Annotated in this window: 17 protein-coding genes; 10 read left to right on the top strand and 7 right to left on the bottom strand. The window is 66.4% G+C overall.

The features are described from left to right. Window positions 1-4: 4 nt before the first annotated feature. Window positions 5-997 carry an NYN domain-containing protein gene (locus AAE021_RS17925; protein ID WP_342023638.1) on the top strand — a complete coding sequence of 331 codons (993 nt, stop codon included), beginning with the start codon at window positions 5-7 and terminating at the stop codon, window positions 995-997. Here AAE021_RS17925 and AAE021_RS17920 read toward each other — a convergent pair. Then, complete coding sequence (locus tag AAE021_RS17920; RefSeq protein WP_342023637.1) at window positions 994-1,716, bottom strand: MOSC domain-containing protein; 723 nt, start codon at window positions 1,714-1,716, stop codon at window positions 994-996. The genes AAE021_RS17925 and AAE021_RS17920 overlap by 4 nt on opposite strands. A 105-nt stretch (window positions 1,717-1,821) precedes the next feature. Here AAE021_RS17920 and AAE021_RS17915 point away from each other — a divergent pair, with 105 nt between their 5' ends. From AAE021_RS17915 to AAE021_RS17890, 6 genes are all read left to right on the top strand, one after another. Further along, on the top strand, window positions 1,822-2,493 hold the full coding sequence (locus AAE021_RS17915) for a class I SAM-dependent methyltransferase (RefSeq protein WP_342023636.1): 672 nt from the start codon (window positions 1,822-1,824) through the stop codon (window positions 2,491-2,493). A gap of 73 nt (window positions 2,494-2,566) precedes the next feature. Beyond that, a complete protein-coding gene (locus AAE021_RS17910; protein ID WP_342023635.1) occupies window positions 2,567-3,190 on the top strand; it encodes a dihydrofolate reductase family protein in 624 nt (207 codons plus the stop codon). A gap of 122 nt (window positions 3,191-3,312) precedes the next feature. Next, a complete protein-coding gene (locus AAE021_RS17905; protein WP_342023634.1) occupies window positions 3,313-3,948 on the top strand; it encodes a hypothetical protein in 636 nt (211 codons plus the stop codon). Then, window positions 3,941-4,294: a transcriptional regulator gene (locus AAE021_RS17900; RefSeq protein WP_342023633.1), complete on the top strand. Its 354-nt coding sequence runs from the start codon at window positions 3,941-3,943 to the stop codon at window positions 4,292-4,294. Before AAE021_RS17905 ends, AAE021_RS17900 begins: the two co-directional genes overlap by 8 nt. Before the next feature lie 42 nt (window positions 4,295-4,336). Then, window positions 4,337-5,347, top strand: a complete 1,011-nt coding sequence (locus AAE021_RS17895) for an ABC transporter ATP-binding protein (protein ID WP_342023632.1) — start codon at window positions 4,337-4,339, stop codon at window positions 5,345-5,347. Beyond that, window positions 5,344-6,165, top strand: a complete 822-nt coding sequence (locus AAE021_RS17890; RefSeq protein WP_342023631.1) for an ABC transporter permease — start codon at window positions 5,344-5,346, stop codon at window positions 6,163-6,165. The genes AAE021_RS17895 and AAE021_RS17890 overlap by 4 nt, the downstream gene beginning before the upstream one ends. Window positions 6,166-6,187: 22 nt before the next feature. On the opposite strand, the gene AAE021_RS17885 is transcribed toward AAE021_RS17890, so the two are convergent. The 5 genes from AAE021_RS17885 to AAE021_RS17865 all read right to left on the bottom strand — a co-directional run bounded on the left by AAE021_RS17885 (window position 6,188) and on the right by AAE021_RS17865 (window position 11,078). Next, window positions 6,188-6,700 carry a heat shock protein transcriptional repressor HspR gene (locus AAE021_RS17885; protein WP_342023630.1) on the bottom strand — a complete coding sequence of 171 codons (513 nt, stop codon included), beginning with the start codon at window positions 6,698-6,700 and terminating at the stop codon, window positions 6,188-6,190. Between the two features lie 84 nt (window positions 6,701-6,784). Further along, a complete protein-coding gene (locus AAE021_RS17880; protein ID WP_342023629.1) occupies window positions 6,785-7,786 on the bottom strand; it encodes a DnaJ C-terminal domain-containing protein in 1,002 nt (333 codons plus the stop codon). Between the two features lie 119 nt (window positions 7,787-7,905). Then, window positions 7,906-8,538 carry a nucleotide exchange factor GrpE gene (locus AAE021_RS17875; protein ID WP_342023628.1) on the bottom strand — a complete coding sequence of 211 codons (633 nt, stop codon included), beginning with the start codon at window positions 8,536-8,538 and terminating at the stop codon, window positions 7,906-7,908. 2 nt (window positions 8,539-8,540) lie between these two features. After that, a complete protein-coding gene (gene dnaK / locus AAE021_RS17870; protein WP_342023627.1) occupies window positions 8,541-10,403 on the bottom strand; it encodes a molecular chaperone DnaK in 1,863 nt (620 codons plus the stop codon). 129 nt (window positions 10,404-10,532) lie between these two features. Further along, complete coding sequence (locus AAE021_RS17865) at window positions 10,533-11,078, bottom strand: DUF3995 domain-containing protein (RefSeq protein ID WP_342023626.1); 546 nt, start codon at window positions 11,076-11,078, stop codon at window positions 10,533-10,535. Window positions 11,079-11,222: 144 nt separating this feature from the next. On the opposite strand from AAE021_RS17865, the gene AAE021_RS17860 reads away from it, so the two are divergent. From AAE021_RS17860 to AAE021_RS17850, 3 genes are all read left to right on the top strand, one after another. Continuing rightward, entirely contained in the window at window positions 11,223-12,026 is an 804-nt protein-coding gene (locus AAE021_RS17860; protein ID WP_342023625.1) for a methyltransferase domain-containing protein, read from the top strand. Between the two features lie 55 nt (window positions 12,027-12,081). Further along, complete coding sequence (locus AAE021_RS17855) at window positions 12,082-12,603, top strand: low molecular weight protein-tyrosine-phosphatase (RefSeq protein WP_342023624.1); 522 nt, start codon at window positions 12,082-12,084, stop codon at window positions 12,601-12,603. A 69-nt stretch (window positions 12,604-12,672) separates the two neighbouring features. Continuing rightward, window positions 12,673-14,769, top strand: coding sequence for a chorismate-binding protein (locus tag AAE021_RS17850; RefSeq protein ID WP_342025461.1), 2,097 nt, complete (start codon window positions 12,673-12,675; stop codon window positions 14,767-14,769). Between the two features lie 35 nt (window positions 14,770-14,804). Here AAE021_RS17850 and cls read toward each other — a convergent pair whose 3' ends face one another. Next, entirely contained in the window at window positions 14,805-16,280 is a 1,476-nt protein-coding gene (gene cls / locus AAE021_RS17845; protein ID WP_425362422.1) for a cardiolipin synthase, read from the bottom strand. Window positions 16,281-16,349 lie beyond the last annotated feature (69 nt).

The following is a 16,349-nucleotide window of genomic DNA, read 5'->3' as shown; positions in this document are numbered from 1 at the left end:
TTCCATGAATGAACCGAACGACGCACGCGTCGGCCTCTATATCGACTTCGACAACATTGTCATTTCCCGTTACCAGCAGCTGCACGGCCGCAACGCCTTCCAGCGCGACGGCATCCGGAATTTTGACCGGCTGAGCCGCGACGCCGACCCGGACGTGGCAGCCAAGCTGACCGCGGCGACGGTGGACTTCAACGCCATCATTGACTTCGCCGCCTCGTTTGGCACGCTGGTGGTCAACCGGGCCTACGCCGACTGGTCAGTGCCGGTGAACGCCAGCTACCAGCGCCAGTTGATGTCCCGGGCTGTTGACCTCACCCAGCTCTTCACCACCACCACCCGGGGAACCAAGAACGGGGCCGACATCCGCCTTGCCGTCGACGTCGTCGAAGACCTCTTCCGGCTCCCTGACCTGACGCACGTCATCATTGTGGCCGGCGACAGTGACTACATTGCCCTCGCACAGAAGTCGAAGCGCCTCGGCCGCTTCGTCGTCGGCATCGGCGTCGCCGGGTCCACCAGCACCTCCCTGGCCGCAGCCTGCGACGAGTTCGAAGACTATGACTCGCTGCCCGGCGTCGTGAAGGCCGGTGAGCCGGCTCCGGCCGCCGCCGAGGGCAGGAGCGGGACGGCCGCCGCGCAGGACCAGGCTCCGGACAAGGCACGGACGCTGACCGTGGTTCCCATGTTTTCCCACACCGAAAATGCCACCTTCGATGAACCGGAGAGTGCCGAAGACATTGATCCCCGCACCCTCGCCACGGAGCTCCTGGTGCGGGCGCTGAAAATCGGCCATGCCAAGGGAGATGCTGACGAGTGGCTCAACACCGGCACGGTGAAGAACCAGATGCGGCGCATGGACCCGTCCTTTAACGAGAAGCCGCTCGGTTTCCGTTCCTTCACCGATTTCCTGTCCTCGCACGGGGATCTGGTCGAGCTGGACGAGGACGGCCCGCAGCGCCTCATCCGGCTGCGTCCGGATGCGGACTTGCCGCTCTAGCGCAGGAAGACCGCATCTCCAACCCGCAGCATTCCGCCCTGCTGCACGTACGCCTGCAGGCCAAACTCCGTGCCGTGGTGAAGGCCGAGCAGTTTCAGGGTTCTACCGGCGGCAGGGACCGGGGCCTGGGGCTGATCGATCATCACGCAGCGCGGCATGCCCGGCCCCAGGCGCAGGACAACCTCGTCCCCCAGGGCCAGCTCGGCCCCGGTCCAGCCATCCTCGGCGAACGCCGGCAGCGCCTGGGTATCAATCACAATGTTGGCCCGGAACCGGCGCTCATCCACCACGGATCCGGAAAGGTTCCCGAGCGCAGCCAGCGAGGACGTCGTGAGAACGTGCAGGGGCGTCTCGTCGTGATGCTGCACCGTGGTTTCGGGCCGCAGTTCCAGTAACCGGCCAAACGCTTCGCTGAGGGCCCTGGACGCGGCCGGATCACCCACCCGGAAGCGCTGCCCCTGCGGACTTTCGAGCGTGGGCCCGGCTGCCCCGTCATCAATCCTGGAGGTCCACTGCATCAGGCCCGGGACGGGGCGGAAGCGCTGGGTGCGCTTTCCGCTGGCGATGCCGCCGTCGTCGGTGTAAACCGCCCACCCGCGGTCATGCCGCAGTCCCCTGGCGGTCACGGCGCTGTAGACCACGGCCTGCCCCGCGGTGGACTTGACCGGGTAGCGGTAGAGCGACTGGACCGTGCCTATCGGCGTTCCATCATGCGGCATTCCGGCATTGTTTCACACGAACTTTCATCCGAACGGGGGCACTCCGGGTTGCCGGTTCGGCAAAACAACTTGGCCGGAGCGCGCCCGCAGCGGCATGCTTTTTCCATGGAGAGAAATGACGGCGGCATGCGCGGTGCGGATCAGTCCTCCGCCCCCGCCCAGCAGGCAACGGGCGAAGTCGAGAACTTTTGGGACCAGCGTTATGCGGAGATGGAAAGCCTGTGGAGCGGACAGCCCAACGGCACATTGATACACGAAGTTGAGGGCCTGGAGCCCGGGCGGGTCCTGGACGTTGGCTGCGGCGAGGGTGCCGACGCCCTGTGGCTGGCGGAACGGGGCTGGGACGTCACGGCGCTGGATGTTTCCCGGGTTGCGCTTGACCGGGCCGCCCGCGAGGCCGGGGCCCGGGGTCTTCGCGTGCAGTGGCTGCACTCAGGCCTGCTGGAAGCGGCCCTGCCGGCCGGGTCCTTCGACCTGGTTTCCGCCCAGTATCCGGCCCTGCTTCGCACCCCGGAGGACCTCGCGGAACACGCACTCCTGGACGCGGTGGCTCCCGGCGGCCTGCTCCTGGCCGTGCACCACCCGTTGCCTACGGCTGCAGAGGCCGAGGCCAGAGGTTTGAACCTCGACGAATATGTGGGTTTGGCGGATATCCGCGCGCTCCTGGACGGGAACTGGCGGATTGAGGTTGATGAGATCCGGCCCCGCCACGTTGCCGCCGGGGCCGGGGCGCACCACACCGAAGACGTCGTCCTGAAGGCCCGCCGCCTGCGCTGAGATCTGCTGCCGGCCTTGACAGCCCGGCACAGCCGCGGCCAGCATGGTCCCAGTTTCAGCGAAGGGGTTCTCCATGGCCGGCCGGATTTCCATTGATCTGTTCACCACCCTCGACGGGGTTGCCCAGGCCCCGGGCGGACCTGATGAAGACAACGACGGCGGTTTCGCGTTCGGCGGCTGGCAGGCACCCCTGCTGGACGAAGCCGCCGGCTCACAGGTGGACGAGGGCATCCAGGAGATGGATGCCCTGCTGCTGGGGCGGCGCACCTACGACATCTTCGCCGCGTACTGGCCGCACCACCTCGATGGTCCGGATGCATCCATCGCGCGGACGTTCGAGCGGATCCCCAAGTACGTGGCGTCGAGGGGCACCCCAGACCTGAACTGGCGCGGATCCTCCCTGCTCGGCGCGGACCTCGCCGCGGAAATGGCCTCGCTGCGGGAGCGGCATCACAGTATCCATGTCATCGGCAGCATCGACTTTGCCCGGACCCTCTTCGCCGAGGGCCTGTACGACCAGCTGAACCTTTGGGTGCACCCCATCGTTGTTGGCCCCGGCAAGCGGCTGTTTACCGACGACGGGCCTCCCGCTGCCCTGGAGCTGATCGCGGCCGAACCGGCGACCGAACGGGGCGTGGTCCTCCTGCGGTACCGGCCAACGGGTTCAGTCCCGGCAACCGGTGACATGAGCGCCTGATCCCCGGCCCACATTCTCCACCAAAACTCTTTGTTGCAACCTCTTGTTCCAAACCGGTTTGTGATGCAAACTACTTTGCATCCGGCGCTTTCGGCTCCGGAGGCACCCGGACGGAGGACGGCATGGAACAACAGCCCCTTGGCCTGCAAGCGGCCCTGGCCATCGTGGAGGACGCGGAACAATCCACCCGCAGGCAGCTGAACGGGAACACCGCCCTGATCTATCTGCTGTGGGGGCTGGCGTGGATCGCCGGTTACGGTGCGTTGGAGGGCAGCAGGCGCGGGTGGCTTCCGCTGGACCCGGATTCAGCCCTCATCGTGCTGGCTGCGGCCCTCCTGGTCGCCACGGTCACAACGGTGGTCCTGTCCATGAGGAGCGCTCTGGGCATCCGGGGGCACAGCGCCTTCCAGGGCGGCATGCACGGTGCGTCCTGGGCGATGGGATTTCTCATCATGGGCATTCTCAGCATGAGCATCGGCCGCGCGGTGGACGACTTCTGGCTGCGGGGCATGCTGATCAATTCGACGGCGGTGCTGATTGTCGGCCTGCTCTACGTGGCCGGCGGCACCACCTTCAACGACCGCCGCCAGTGTTACCTCGGGCTGTGGCTGCTGGGGGTCACCGCCGCCGCGCTGCTTTCCGGGCCGGATCATTTCCTGGCCGTTTATCTCTACCTGGGCGCCGGGGGCATGCTGGCCGGATCCCTGGCCGAGTTTCTTGCACTCGGACGGCGGAATCCGGCGGCCTCCCATGCCTGAGCTGGATCCGGTCATTCATGCCGAAGCGCGGCTGAGGGCCCTCACCACGCTGAACGAGGTGGGCGAACGGAACCGCATAGCCTTCACGAAGCTCCGCGCCATGCTGGATATGACGGCCGGCAATCTCTCCACCCATCTGCGCAAGCTCGAGGATGCCGGATATATCGAGGTCACCAAGACCATTGAAGGCCGCTCCCCCGCCACCTATCTGGGTATCAGCCCGGAAGGAAAACTGGCTTACGCACAGTACCGCAGAGCGCTTCGGGACCTGTTGAACGGGCCGGAACCCGCGGAATCGGTACCCCGGCAAACCGAGGAGCCGCAGCCGTTCTCACCAGCCCCTTAACCAGCCCGCCCCGCAGCACCCGAACATGATCCTGGAGACAGCATGAGCCTGAACCCCAGTTCCATCAGCGAGAAGACCTCCGGCCCCGAGCAGACTTCCGGCACCGGGAAAGCCGGCCCGGGACTTCCCGGCAGCGTGCTGGCAGCGGCACATTCAGTAACCAAGAGTTACGCCGGAAAGCCGGCGCTCACAGAGGTGAGTCTGTCGATCCGAGCCGGCGAGGCCCTTGGCCTGCTCGGACCCAACGGGGCCGGGAAGTCCACGCTGCTGAACCTCCTGTGCGGCATCCGCACCCCCGACGCCGGGACGGTGGAGCTTTTCGGCCGCAACCCCCGTAATCCGGAGGCCCGGCGTGAACTCGGGACCACACCGCAGGCCACATCGGTTCCACCCACGCTGCGGGTCCGCGAGACCGTGGATTTTGTGGCCGCCCACTACGGCGATCCGGTGCCCACACCGGAACTGCTGGCTGACTTTGGGCTCAGCCCGATAGCGGACAAGCAGTGCGGCGGGCTGTCCGGCGGACAGCAGCGCCGGCTGATGGTGGCCCTGGCCCTGGTGGGCCGGCCGCGGCTTGTGATCCTGGATGAGCCCACCACGGGCCTGGATGTGGAAGCCCGGGAAAACCTCTGGGAACGCCTCGGTGAATACCGGCGCAACGGCGGCACCCTGCTGGTCACCAGCCACTACCTCGAGGAAATCCAGGCCCTTTCCGGGCGGGTGCTGGTCCTCAACGCGGGTTCCGTTGCCGCCGACGGGACAGTGGATGATATCCGCAGCCATGTGTCGGTCAGCAAGGTTTCCTTCCGGACCGGCCTGCCGCCGTCGTCGTTCGCGTCCCTGCCCGAAAGCGCAGGCGTTTCCGCCGGACCCAACAACGCCGTGACCATCATGAGCCGGGACGCCGACGAAACGGTGCGGCGGCTGGTCCGGGACAATGTCCCCTTTTCCCGTCTGGAAGTCCACGCCGCAAGCCTCGAAGAGGCGTTCCTCGCCCTCACCCACCAGCCCGCAGGCGGTCCCGGGCGGCTCACGGAAAAGGAGCAGTCATGAGTGCAGCACCGGCCCCGGCAGCACACGGGCAACAGCAGCGGGAACGGACCCGGGCTCAGCTGATCCGGGCCCACACCAAAGCCCAGATACTGGAACAGCTGCGCATCCCCATCTCGGTGATTTCCTCGACGGTGTTCCCCACCTTGGCCCTGGTGTTTTTTGTGCTGCCGCAGCAGGCGGTCACCGCCAATCCGGTGGCGTCCCTGATGGCCATAGCCCAGCTGGCGCTCTTTGGCGTGATGAGCTCGTTCCTCTTCAATTACGGGATCGGGGTTGCCGAGGACCGCGCCAACCCTTGGAGCAGCTACGTGCGGACCCTGCCAGCCGGAGCCGTGCCGCCCACCGTTGCCCGGGCCCTGACGGCGATGATGTTCGCTTTTTTCGCGCTGATTCCGGTGGTGCTCGTGGGGTTGTTCACCACGGCGGCCCTGGAGGCGTTCACCAGTGGCCTGGTTTCCTGGTGGCGGGTACCCGCCGCAGTGCTGGCATGGCTTGTGTGCGGACTGCCGTTCCTGTTCCTGGGGCTGCTGATCGGCTACCTGTGCACGTCAAAGGTGGCCATCGCCGTCACGCAGGTGGTGTTTTTTCCGCTGGCCTTCGCGGGCGGGCTGATGCTGCCGCCGGACCTCTTCAGTGCGGGGCTGAACACGTTCTCGCTGTTCCTGCCCACCCGGGCGGCGCGTGACGTGTCAGTGGCGGTGTTCTCCGGCCAGCCCCTCGGCGCGGCTGCGCTGCCCTGCCTGCTGGCCTGGACGCTGCTTCTGGGTGCGCTGGCCGTATGGGCCAACCGCCGGGATCAGGGCCGCCGGTTCCGTTAGCCGGTTCCGTTTAGCCGTTCCGCTAAAGGGACGGGACGTAACCGCCGTCGGCGTAGTCCACTGGTTCCTGTTTTCCGGCCGGCAGTGCGCGCAGCTTGCCGCGGCGCTGCACCAGCGATGCGAGGCTGAGCTGGGTCGCGAAGGGACGGGATGCCGGGGGCCGCTGGCCGCGGGTCAGGGTGACGACGTCGCCGGCCAGGCCAGCGGCAAACACCCGGCTGCGGTCCGGGCTGCGCTGCTGCATCGATTCCAGTTCCGCCGAGAGTTCGGAGATCCGTGCGCGCAGCCCGGACACCTGGTTCTCCAGCTGCATGATGCGCTTGATCCCCTCAAGGGACACGCCTTCCTGGGACAGCCGCTGGACCTCACGAAGCATTTCGATGTCATGCTGCGAATAGCGCCGTGACCTGCCGGGAGCGCGGCTGGGAGAAACGATGCCGAGCCGGTCATACTGCCGCAGTGTCTGCGGATGCATGTCCGCCAGTTCCGCGGCAACGGAGATCACAAAAATAGGCGCATTGACATCGATGCCCATTGTTCCTCCTTGACAGCAATTGAAGTAGTAACGATAACCCGGTTCGGCTCCCGGGGCACGGGAAACCGAACCGCATTAACGCTGCTAGAGCCGGGCCTTGGACGCCAGTCCGGCCCGCGGGTCCTCGCCCTTGGTGGCCTCGGCGAAGGCCTCGACCGCCGCCTTGGCTTCCTTGTTCAGGTGCGAGGGAACGGCGACGTCGATGGTCACCAGCAGATCGCCGTCGCCCTTTGACGTGTGCACGCCCCGCCCCTTGACCCGCAGCGTGCGGCCGGACGGGGTTCCCGCCGGCACTTTAAGCTTGACTTTGTCCGCAGTCAGGGTGGGAACCTCGATGGTGGCTCCGAGCGCGGCCTCCGGGAAGCTCACCGGGACGTGGATGCGGATGTTGTTTCCGTCGCGGACAAAGAAGTCGTGCGGGGTGACGTTAACGGTCACCATCAGGTCTCCGTTGCCTGCAGCGCCGGGCTGTCCCTTGCCGCGGACCCGGATCTTCTGCCCGTCCTTGACCCCTGCCGGCACCCGAACCTCAACAACTTCGCCGCTGGGTTCGCGCAGGCCAATAACCGTTCCGTTGATGGAACCGGCGAAGGAGATGGTGGTGCTGGCCGTCCGGTCCGCACCCTTTTGCGGCGGAGCCGAGCCGAATCCGCCGCCGCCGAAACCGCCCCCGCCAAACAGGTCGGCGAACTCGGGCGGGATGTTGCTGCCGCCGGTGGTGCTGTAGGTGGTGCGGCGGCCGCCGGGACGGGCGCCCTGGCCGAAGAGACCCCCGAAGAGGTCCTCAAATCCGGCACCGCCGCCGGGGCCTCCGGCACCGCCGGGGCCTCCGGCAGAGAACCTGGCGCCGCTGCCCATGGCGCGGATGGCGTCATACTGCTGGCGCTCTTCGGCGTCGGAAAGCACCGAGTACGCCTCGGAGAGATCCTTGAACATCCGCTCGGCGTTGGCGTCGTCCTGGTTCTGGTCCGGATGGTATTTGCGCGCCAGCTTCCGATAGGCCTTCTTGATATCGGCTTCCGACGCGTCCTTAGGGACACCCAGAATCTTGTAAAAATCCTTATCGACCCAATCCTGACTAGCCAATTGGTGTCCCCTTCCATAATTACTGCTCCTGCCCGCAATCCCGCGGACTACGGACCGGACGTGCCTTGCTGAAAAAGAGGTGCCCGGGGCCGCCTCGCGACGGCCCCGGGCACCCGCTGTTACTGCTCCGGAACGGAGACGATAACCTGTGCCGCCCGCAGCACCCGGTCGTTGGCCTTATAGCCAACGCGGAGGACCTGCGTCACGGTGTCAAACGTTACGTCTGCGCTCTGCTGCTGGATCAGCGCTTCGTGGATGTTGGGATCAAATTCGACCCCCACCTCGTCGATCCGCGTCAGGCCGTACGTCTTCAGCGTGTTTTCCAGCTTGTTGGCGATTGAGGCAAACGGTCCGTCCACCAGGTCACCGTGCTGGCGCGCGGCGTCGATGTCGTCCAGGACCGGCATCACAGAGTTCAGCACTCCGATGACAGCCATTTCCCGTGCAACATCGCGGTCACGCTCCACCCGCCTGCGGTAGTTGACGTATTCCGCCTGCAGCCGCAGCAGGTCATTGCGCAGCTCCGCAGCTTCGGGCGAAGCCGCTTCCTGCGGCTGCTCCGGCATATCGGCGCTGTTCAGGATCTGCTCGGCCTGGGCCAGGGCATCACCCTCTGTTCCGGAAGCCGGAGCTTCCGACGCCGCTTCCGCCGGCTCTGCAGCCGCCGGGTTGCCGGACTCCGCCGGCTGCCCGTCGGCGTCCTGCTCCTCGGGGTTGGGCTTCTCGCTGGGGTTCTCGTTCGCTGCCGTCATGATTACTTCTTGTCTTCGTCGTCAACAACCTCGGCGTCAACGATGTCTTCGTCGCCCGCGGAGGAGGAGTCGGAAGCACCGGCACCGCCTGCGGCGCCTGCACCCTCAGACTGGGCCTGGGCGTAGATGGCCTCGCCCAGCTTGGTCTGCGACGTCTGCAGCTTCTCGAACGCCGACTTCACTTCGTCGTCGTTCTCGGTGCCTTCCAGCGCCTTCTTCAGTGCATCAACGTCGCCCTTGACCTCGGTCTTGACGTCTTCAGGCAGCTTGTCGTCGTTATCCGTGAGGAGCTTGTCCACGGAGTAGGCCAGCTGCTCGGCGGAGTTGCGGACGTCGGCGGCCTCGCGGCGCTTCTTGTCCTCCGCTGCGTGCTCTTCGGCTTCGCGGACCATGCGGTCGATGTCTTCCTTGGAGAGGGAGGATCCACCGGTGATCGTCATGGACTGCTCGGCGCCGGTGCCCTTGTCCTTGGCGGACACGTGCACAATGCCGTTGGCGTCGATGTCGAAGGTGACCTCAACCTGCGGGACGCCGCGCGGAGCCGGAGCAATACCGGTCAGCTCGAACGTGCCCAGCGGCTTGTTGTCGCGGGTGAACTCGCGCTCGCCCTGGAACACCTGGATGGCCACGGACGGCTGGTTGTCGTCAGCGGTGGTGAAGGTTTCGCTGCGCTTGGTCGGGATGGCCGTGTTGCGCTCGATCAGCTTGGTCATCACACCACCCTTGGTCTCAATGCCCAGGGACAGCGGGGTGACGTCGATCAGCAGGACGTCCTTGCGCTCGCCCTTCAGGACACCGGCCTGCAGTGCGGCGCCGACGGCGACAACCTCATCCGGGTTCACACCCTTGTTCGGCTCCTGGCCGCCGGCCAGTTCCTTCACCAGTTCGGTGACGGCCGGCATACGGGTGGATCCGCCAACGAGGATGATGTGGTCAATGTCGGAGACCTTGATGCCGGCCTCAGAGATGACGTCCTTGAACGGCTTCTTGGTGCGGTCCAGCAGGTCCTTGGTCAGGTCCTGGAACTTGGCGCGGGACAGGTGCTCGTCCAGGTGGACCGGACCCTCGGGGGTGACCGAGAGGTACTGCAGGGAGATGTTGGTGGAGGTCGCGGAGGACAGCTCCTTCTTGGCCTGCTCGGCAGCTTCCTTCAGGCGCTGCAGGGCGATCTTGTCCTTGGACAGGTCCGCACCCTTGGCCTTGGCCTGCTGCAGCAGGTAATCCACAACGCGCTGGTCCCAGTCGTCGCCGCCGAGGCGGTTGTCACCGGCGGTGGCGCGGACCTGAATGGTGGAGAAGTCGTCTTCATCCTTGCCAACTTCGAGCAGGGAAACGTCGAACGTTCCGCCGCCGAGGTCGAAGACCAGGATGAGCTCGTCTTCCTTGCCCTTGTCCAGGCCGTAGGCCAGAGCGGCCGCGGTGGGCTCGTTGACGATGCGCAGGACGTTCAGGCCGGCAATCTCGCCGGCTTCCTTGGTGGCCTGGCGCTCGGCGTCGTTGAAGTACGCGGGAACGGTGATCACGGCGTCGGTGACCTTCTCGCCCAGGTACGACTCGGCGTCGTTCTTCAGCTTCTGGAGGATGCGGGCGGAGATTTCCTGCGCGGTGTAATTCTTGCCGTCAATATCCACCTTCCAGTCAGTGCCCATGTGGCGCTTGACGGAGGAGATGGTGCGGTCAATGTTGTTGACGGCCTGGCGCTTGGCGATCTCGCCGACGAGGACCTCGCCGGACTTGGCGAAAGCAACAACCGACGGCGTGGTGCGGCCGCCTTCCGCGTTGGCGATTACGGTGGGCTCGCCGCCTTCAAGGACGGAGACAACCGAGTTGGTGGTTCCAAGGTCAATACCTACTGCACGTGACATGTTTGCTTCCTCTTTCCGTGGAAAACGACGCCGGCGGGATGGTCCAGCCATCCGCAGGCCGTCTTGAGCCTTCTGCACTCAACTTTACTCACGGCTTTTCCTTTGTCAACAAAGTTGAGCCTAAAGGACTCAACTCTGGAGTTTTGGCCCGCGCGGTCTTGACGGGCCGGTGGACGGGGCCAACCCGGACCCTGTCTGGGCCGGCCCGGACAGCAGGAGATAGCCCAGCAGCGCCAGCCCCCAGAGCAGGAACAGCGGATCCCACAGCCAAGAGTGGCCGGCCATCGCCGCCCGGTCATAGCCTCCATCCGGGGAAACCAGCCCCGCCAGCACCGCGTTTCCAACAACGGTGTTGGCGCCGCCGTACAAGACCAGCAGAAGAGCGCCGGCCCAGCTCAAGCCCCGCCATAGCTTTTCCCTGCGGAGCCGCCCGTACGCCATGTTGACGGGGACAACCGCTGCTGCGGTCTTCGCTGCAGCCACCAGCCCAAGCCCCAGTCCGGTCAGCAGCCGGGCGTCGGCGGACATCCGGACGGCATCCGGGCCCACGGTGTCCAGCAGCCAGGAACCACCGATCGCCCAGTAAAGGCTGAACAGGGCATGCACCACGCCGGCGGCACACGCCGTCCAGACACACACGCGGGTTGCCCCCTCGTGGCGAAGCGATCCCATCATGAACCTTCCGGACGGCCGGCTGATGCTGTTGCCGGAAAACATCGTCCCCGGGGAGCCGGGCCCGGGACAAGGCTCCGCGGAGCCGGCACGACACACACCGCAAACTCCGGCCGATAGCCTCCGCGGTCCGCGTATCCTCCTCCTATGGCTCCCGAACAGTATTCGCACGGCCACCACAGCAGTGTGGTTGGCGCCCACGCCGCCCGGACCGCCGCGGATTCCGCCGCGTATCTGCTTCCCTTCCTGGAACCCGGCATGGCAGTCCTGGACGTGGGCTGCGGACCGGGCAGCATCACGGCCGACCTGGCGAACCTCGTGGAGCCGGGACCGGTTACCGGCGTGGATCCGTCCGAGGATGTGGTTGCCTCGGCGCGGAAACTCGCTGCGTCGCGCGGGCTGACTAACATCGACTTCGTTGCGGGCAATGTGTATGACCTGGATTATCCCGACGGAACCTTCGACGTCGTCCACGCCCATCAGGTCCTCCAGCATCTGGCCGACCCGGTGGCGGCACTGCGCGAGATGCGCCGGGTCACCCGCCCCGGCGGCCTGGTTGCAGTGCGCGACGCCGATTACCACGGGATGAGCTGGTATCCCGAGCTTCCCGAGCTCACGGAATGGATGGACACGTACCAGCGGATTGCCCGCGGCAATGCAGCGGAGCCTGACGCGGGCCGGCGGCTGGTGGCCTGGACCCTGGAGGCCGGCTTCACCGAGTTTGAGCCGTCGTCATCGAACTGGCTCTACGCCACCGAGGAGCGCCGGAGCTGGTTCGGCGGGGGCTGGGCGGACCGGGTGCTGCATTCGGCTTTTGCCGAGCAGGCTCTGGACCGTGAGCTGACTGACCAGGCCGGATTGGAACGGATGGCCGCGGGCTGGCGGCGCTGGGCCCAGGCCTCGGACGGCTGGTTCCTGCTGCCCTCGGGAGAGGTGATTGCCTGGGCCTGAGCAGCCGCGGCGGTTACGGGGCCGGGCCGTGCCGGGGACTGGGTAGGCTGGGAGGATGTACCGAATCAGTGCGGTCTGCACCGGCAATATCTGCCGCTCGCCCATGGCCCAGTTCTGCCTGACCCGCGCTTTTGACGACGCCGGGCTCGGCGCCCGGGTCACGGTAAGCTCCGCCGGCGTTACCGGATGGGAGGCCGGCCGCCCCATGGATGACCGCACTAAAACCGAACTGCTCAAGCACGGGTTCCCGGCAGCCGACATTGCACCCTTCCGCGCCCACGCCTTCGAGCTGGAAGAGTTCGCCACCCTCGACCTGATCCTGGCCCTCGATTACGGGCATCTGCTGGAGCTTCAGGAACGTGCTCCCTCCGCGGCGGACCGAGAAAAAATCCGGCTGCTGCGCAGCTTCGATCCCGCCGCCGCAGACCTTGCCCCGGAGCAGCTGGGCATTGAGGACCCCTGGTACGGCGACATGAGCGATTTTGATTCTTCCTACGCCCTGATTTCGGCAGCAGTGCCGGGCATTGTGCAGTACGTCGCTGCTGCCCTGGACACCGCCTCCGGCGCCGGCAGCTAAATGCCGACCCCTGCCCCCGCGTCCTCCCCCGCTGCGTCATCCCCCGCATCATCCCCCGCGTCGTCCCCCATGGCAGCAGTCCGGCCCGTAATGATCGCCGTCGACGGGTTTTCCGGGGCAGGCAAAACCACCCTTGCCATTGAACTGGCAGCAGCCCTGCGCGCGCACCACCGCGTGGCCCTGTTCCATCTCGAGGACATCTATCCGGGGTGGGACGGGCTGGCGGACGGCATCGCCTACTACGCCCGGCAGGTCGCCGAACCCCTGGCTGCAGGTCAGCCGGCACTCTGGCAGGCGTGGGACTGGGAAGCCAGCCGGTACGGGGAGACCCGCAGCACCGCGCCCGCGGAGATCATCATCTTGGAGGGAGTGGGAGCCTCAGCCGCCGCGGCGGGACCCCTGCTCGACGCCGCCGTATGGGTGCAGGCGCCGGCCGAGCTGCGCCGGGAGAAGGCACTGGAACGCGACGGCGAAACGTATGCACCGCACTGGGAGCGGTGGGCGGCACAGGAACGGACCTGGGCCGCCGGAGATCCGGCGGCGGCACGGGCGGACATCACGGTGGACCGGCAGCACCGTTACGGGGCTCCGGGGGAAGCCGCCGAATATGTGCTGCGCGCGCTGGGCGAGCTGCAGCTGCCACGGCTGCAGCCGTCTCCGGTCGAGTCCGCGGCGGCTTCCGTCCGCGTTGACCGGCTGGACCTGGGGGCTGACCCTGCGGACCTGTTCGCCGCCTTGTATGCGGACTCCCCGCATGCCGTCTGGCTGGATAGTTCCAGCGCCTCCAGCGCGGCCGGCCCGGCTGCGTCCGGGGCGTCCGGGGCGTCCGGAGCCGCCCACATCGCCGCGCGCAGCCGGTTCAGCATCATGGCCGACGACGGCGGGGCGCACGGCAGGTACGCCGAGCACCGCAGCGGGGTGACCACCGTGGTGTCCGGGCCGGTGACCCTGTCCCGGACCGGACCGTTTTTCCAGTGGCTGGACTCGGTGTGGGGCCGGAACACGGTCACTGTTCCCGACAACTATCCCGGCGGGTTCTCCCTGGGCTGGGTCGGTTTTTTGGGGTACGAGCTCAAGCGTGAGACCGGCGGTGCCGATATTGCACCGGCCCCGGGATCCGCTCCGGACGCGGCCCTGCTCTTTGCCGGCCGCGCCGTGGTGCTGGATCACCAGCTGCAGTGCGTGTACGCGCTGACGCTGGACGACGACGGCGGGAACTGGGCGGCCCGCGTGCAGGATGCACTGGATGCCGCGGCCGGCGCAAGCCCGGCAGTGGGAACGGCAGCGGGGACGGGGGCGGCCCGGGCAGACGTGCCCGCCCCGCAGTTCACCGTCCGGGACAGCCGCAGCTCCTATCTGGAGAAGGTCCGGGCGGCGCAGCAGGAAATCACCGACGGCAACTCCTATGAAGTCTGTCTGACCACGGCGCTCAGTGCCCGGTTGACGAAAGCCCTGGATGCCGCGCAGCTGCTGGACCTGTACCGGGCCCTCCGGCGGCGAAGCCCGGCACCGTTCGCGTCGCTGCTGCGCTTCGGCAGTTTCGGCCTGGCCGGGACCTCGCCGGAACGGTTCCTGTCCATCGACGCCGCCGGAGGGGTCCGCGCCGAACCCATCAAGGGGACCCGGCCGCGCGGTGCCACCGAAGAGGAGGACCGGCTGCTGGAGGCGGACCTGGTGTCCTCGCTGAAGGACCGGGCCGAGAACGTCATGATCGTGGACCTGCTGCGCAACGACTTATCCCATCACGCCGTTCCGGGATCCGTGACGGTTCCCCGCCTGTGCGCGGTGGAAACGTACGCCACGGTCCACCAGCTGGTCAGCACCGTGGACGCGCACCTGCTCCCCGGGGCATCGCGGGCGGAGGCAATCGCCGCCGCTTTCCCGCCTGGCTCAATGACAGGCGCACCGAAGATCAGCACCATGGCCATCCTCGACCGGCTGGAGGGAGCTCCGCGGGGACCCTATTCCGGCGTCGTCGGCTGGTTTTCCCTCACCGGCGCGGCCGACCTCTCTGTGGTGATCCGCACGCTGGAGATTCAGGAAACAGCAGTGACCCTCGGGGTGGGTGGAGCGGTCACCGCGGATTCCGATCCCGCGGAGGAATGGGATGAGGTCCGGGCCAAGGCCTTCGGTGTCCTCAGTGCCCTGGGCTCCCGTTTCCCCTAACGTCCCCCTGGCTTTCCTCTGGTTGGCTCTCCCGGTTACTGCAGCGTGGCGGTCAGCCGGCACACATTGTCCACGTACCGCTGCCACACCGGCCGGTCCACCCAGTCCGACAGCAGCAGCTCCCGGGACATGGAACGGTAGGTGTCTTCGATCCGCCGGGTTTTCGCCACAATGTCGCCGTCGAACATCATGATGGACACTTCCAGGTTCAGCGAGAAGGAGCGCATGTCCATGTTCGAGGACCCGAGCACTGCCACCTCGTTGTCGATGGTGAAGTGCTTGGCGTGAAGGACCAGCGGCTTCGGGTAGAGATAAATCCGGATCCCGGCGCGCAGCAGCGCCTCATAGTAGGAGCGCTGGGCGTGGTCCACCAGGAACTGGTCGCCCTTTTCGGAGACGAAAAGCTCCACCTGCACGCCGCGCTGGGCCGCCGTCGTAATGGCGTACAGCAGCGAATCATCCGGGACAAAGTACGGGCTGGTAATGGAAATCCGGTCCGACGCCGAATAGATCAGGGACGTGAAGAGCCGCAGATTGTTTTCGGTGGTGAATCCGGGGCCGCTGGGGACCACCTGGCACGTAACGTCGCCGGGATGGGTGGTCCACTCGTAGAGGCTGAGTTCACGTTCGAGGTTCTCGTCGGTTTCCGCGTTCCAGTCGGTCGCGAACACCACGTTGATTTCATCAACGACCGGCCCCTCCAGGCGGGCCATCAGCTCCACCCATTTACGCCCCATCCGATGGTTGCGGGGCTTGCGGTAGGACGGTTCCACCAGGTTTTGCGAACCGGTGTACGCCACCTGCCCGTCGACGACGAGGATCTTCCGGTGGTTGCGCAGGTCCGGACGCCGCCACTGGCCGCGGGCCGGCAGGATGGGCAGCATCCGCCGCCATTGGATGTCGGTGCTGCGCAGTTCCGCCAGCAGCTTGCGGTATCCCTTCACCCGCAGCGTTCCGATGTGGTCAAACAGCAGCCGGACCCGCACGCCGCGGGCCGCGGCGTCTTTGAGGGCGGCAAAAAAATCGCGGGTTACGGCGTCGTAACTCATGATGTAGAACTCCACGTGCACGTACTTCTGCGCGCCGCGGACCACCTCGGTCATCTCCTTGATGGATTCGGCGTAGTCGCGCTGCAGCTCCACCTTGTTGCCGTCCAGGCTCGGGAACGAACCAAGCCTGCGGTTGAGTTCGGTCGCGGACACCACCCATTCAGGACCGGAATAGCGGCTGCCTTCGGCCTCCAGCTCGCGGGTGTTCTCACGCACGGCCCGGTTAACTTCGGCCTGCCGTTTGACCCGGTGTTCGGACAGCCGGAAGTTACCGAAGAGCAGGAAGAGGATGATGCCCGGCACCGGGAGGAAAAAGATGCACAACAGCCAGGCCATGGCGGTGGTGGGCCGCCGGTTGCCCGGAACCACGCCAAGCGCGATGATCCGGATGGCATAGTCGAGGACGGTCAGGGCAGTGACAATCCAAACGGGCAGCGACGAACCGGTTAATGCCACCCACACACGACGCTCCCATCATCTGATCCTTACCCACCAGCCTAGTCTGCCCCGATGGCAAACTAGGCTGGGCAC

This window comes from Arthrobacter citreus, assembly GCF_038405225.1.
GTDB lineage: Bacteria > Actinomycetota > Actinomycetes > Actinomycetales > Micrococcaceae > Arthrobacter_B > Arthrobacter_B citreus_A.
This window is presented reverse-complemented; position numbering and strand designations above follow the sequence as displayed.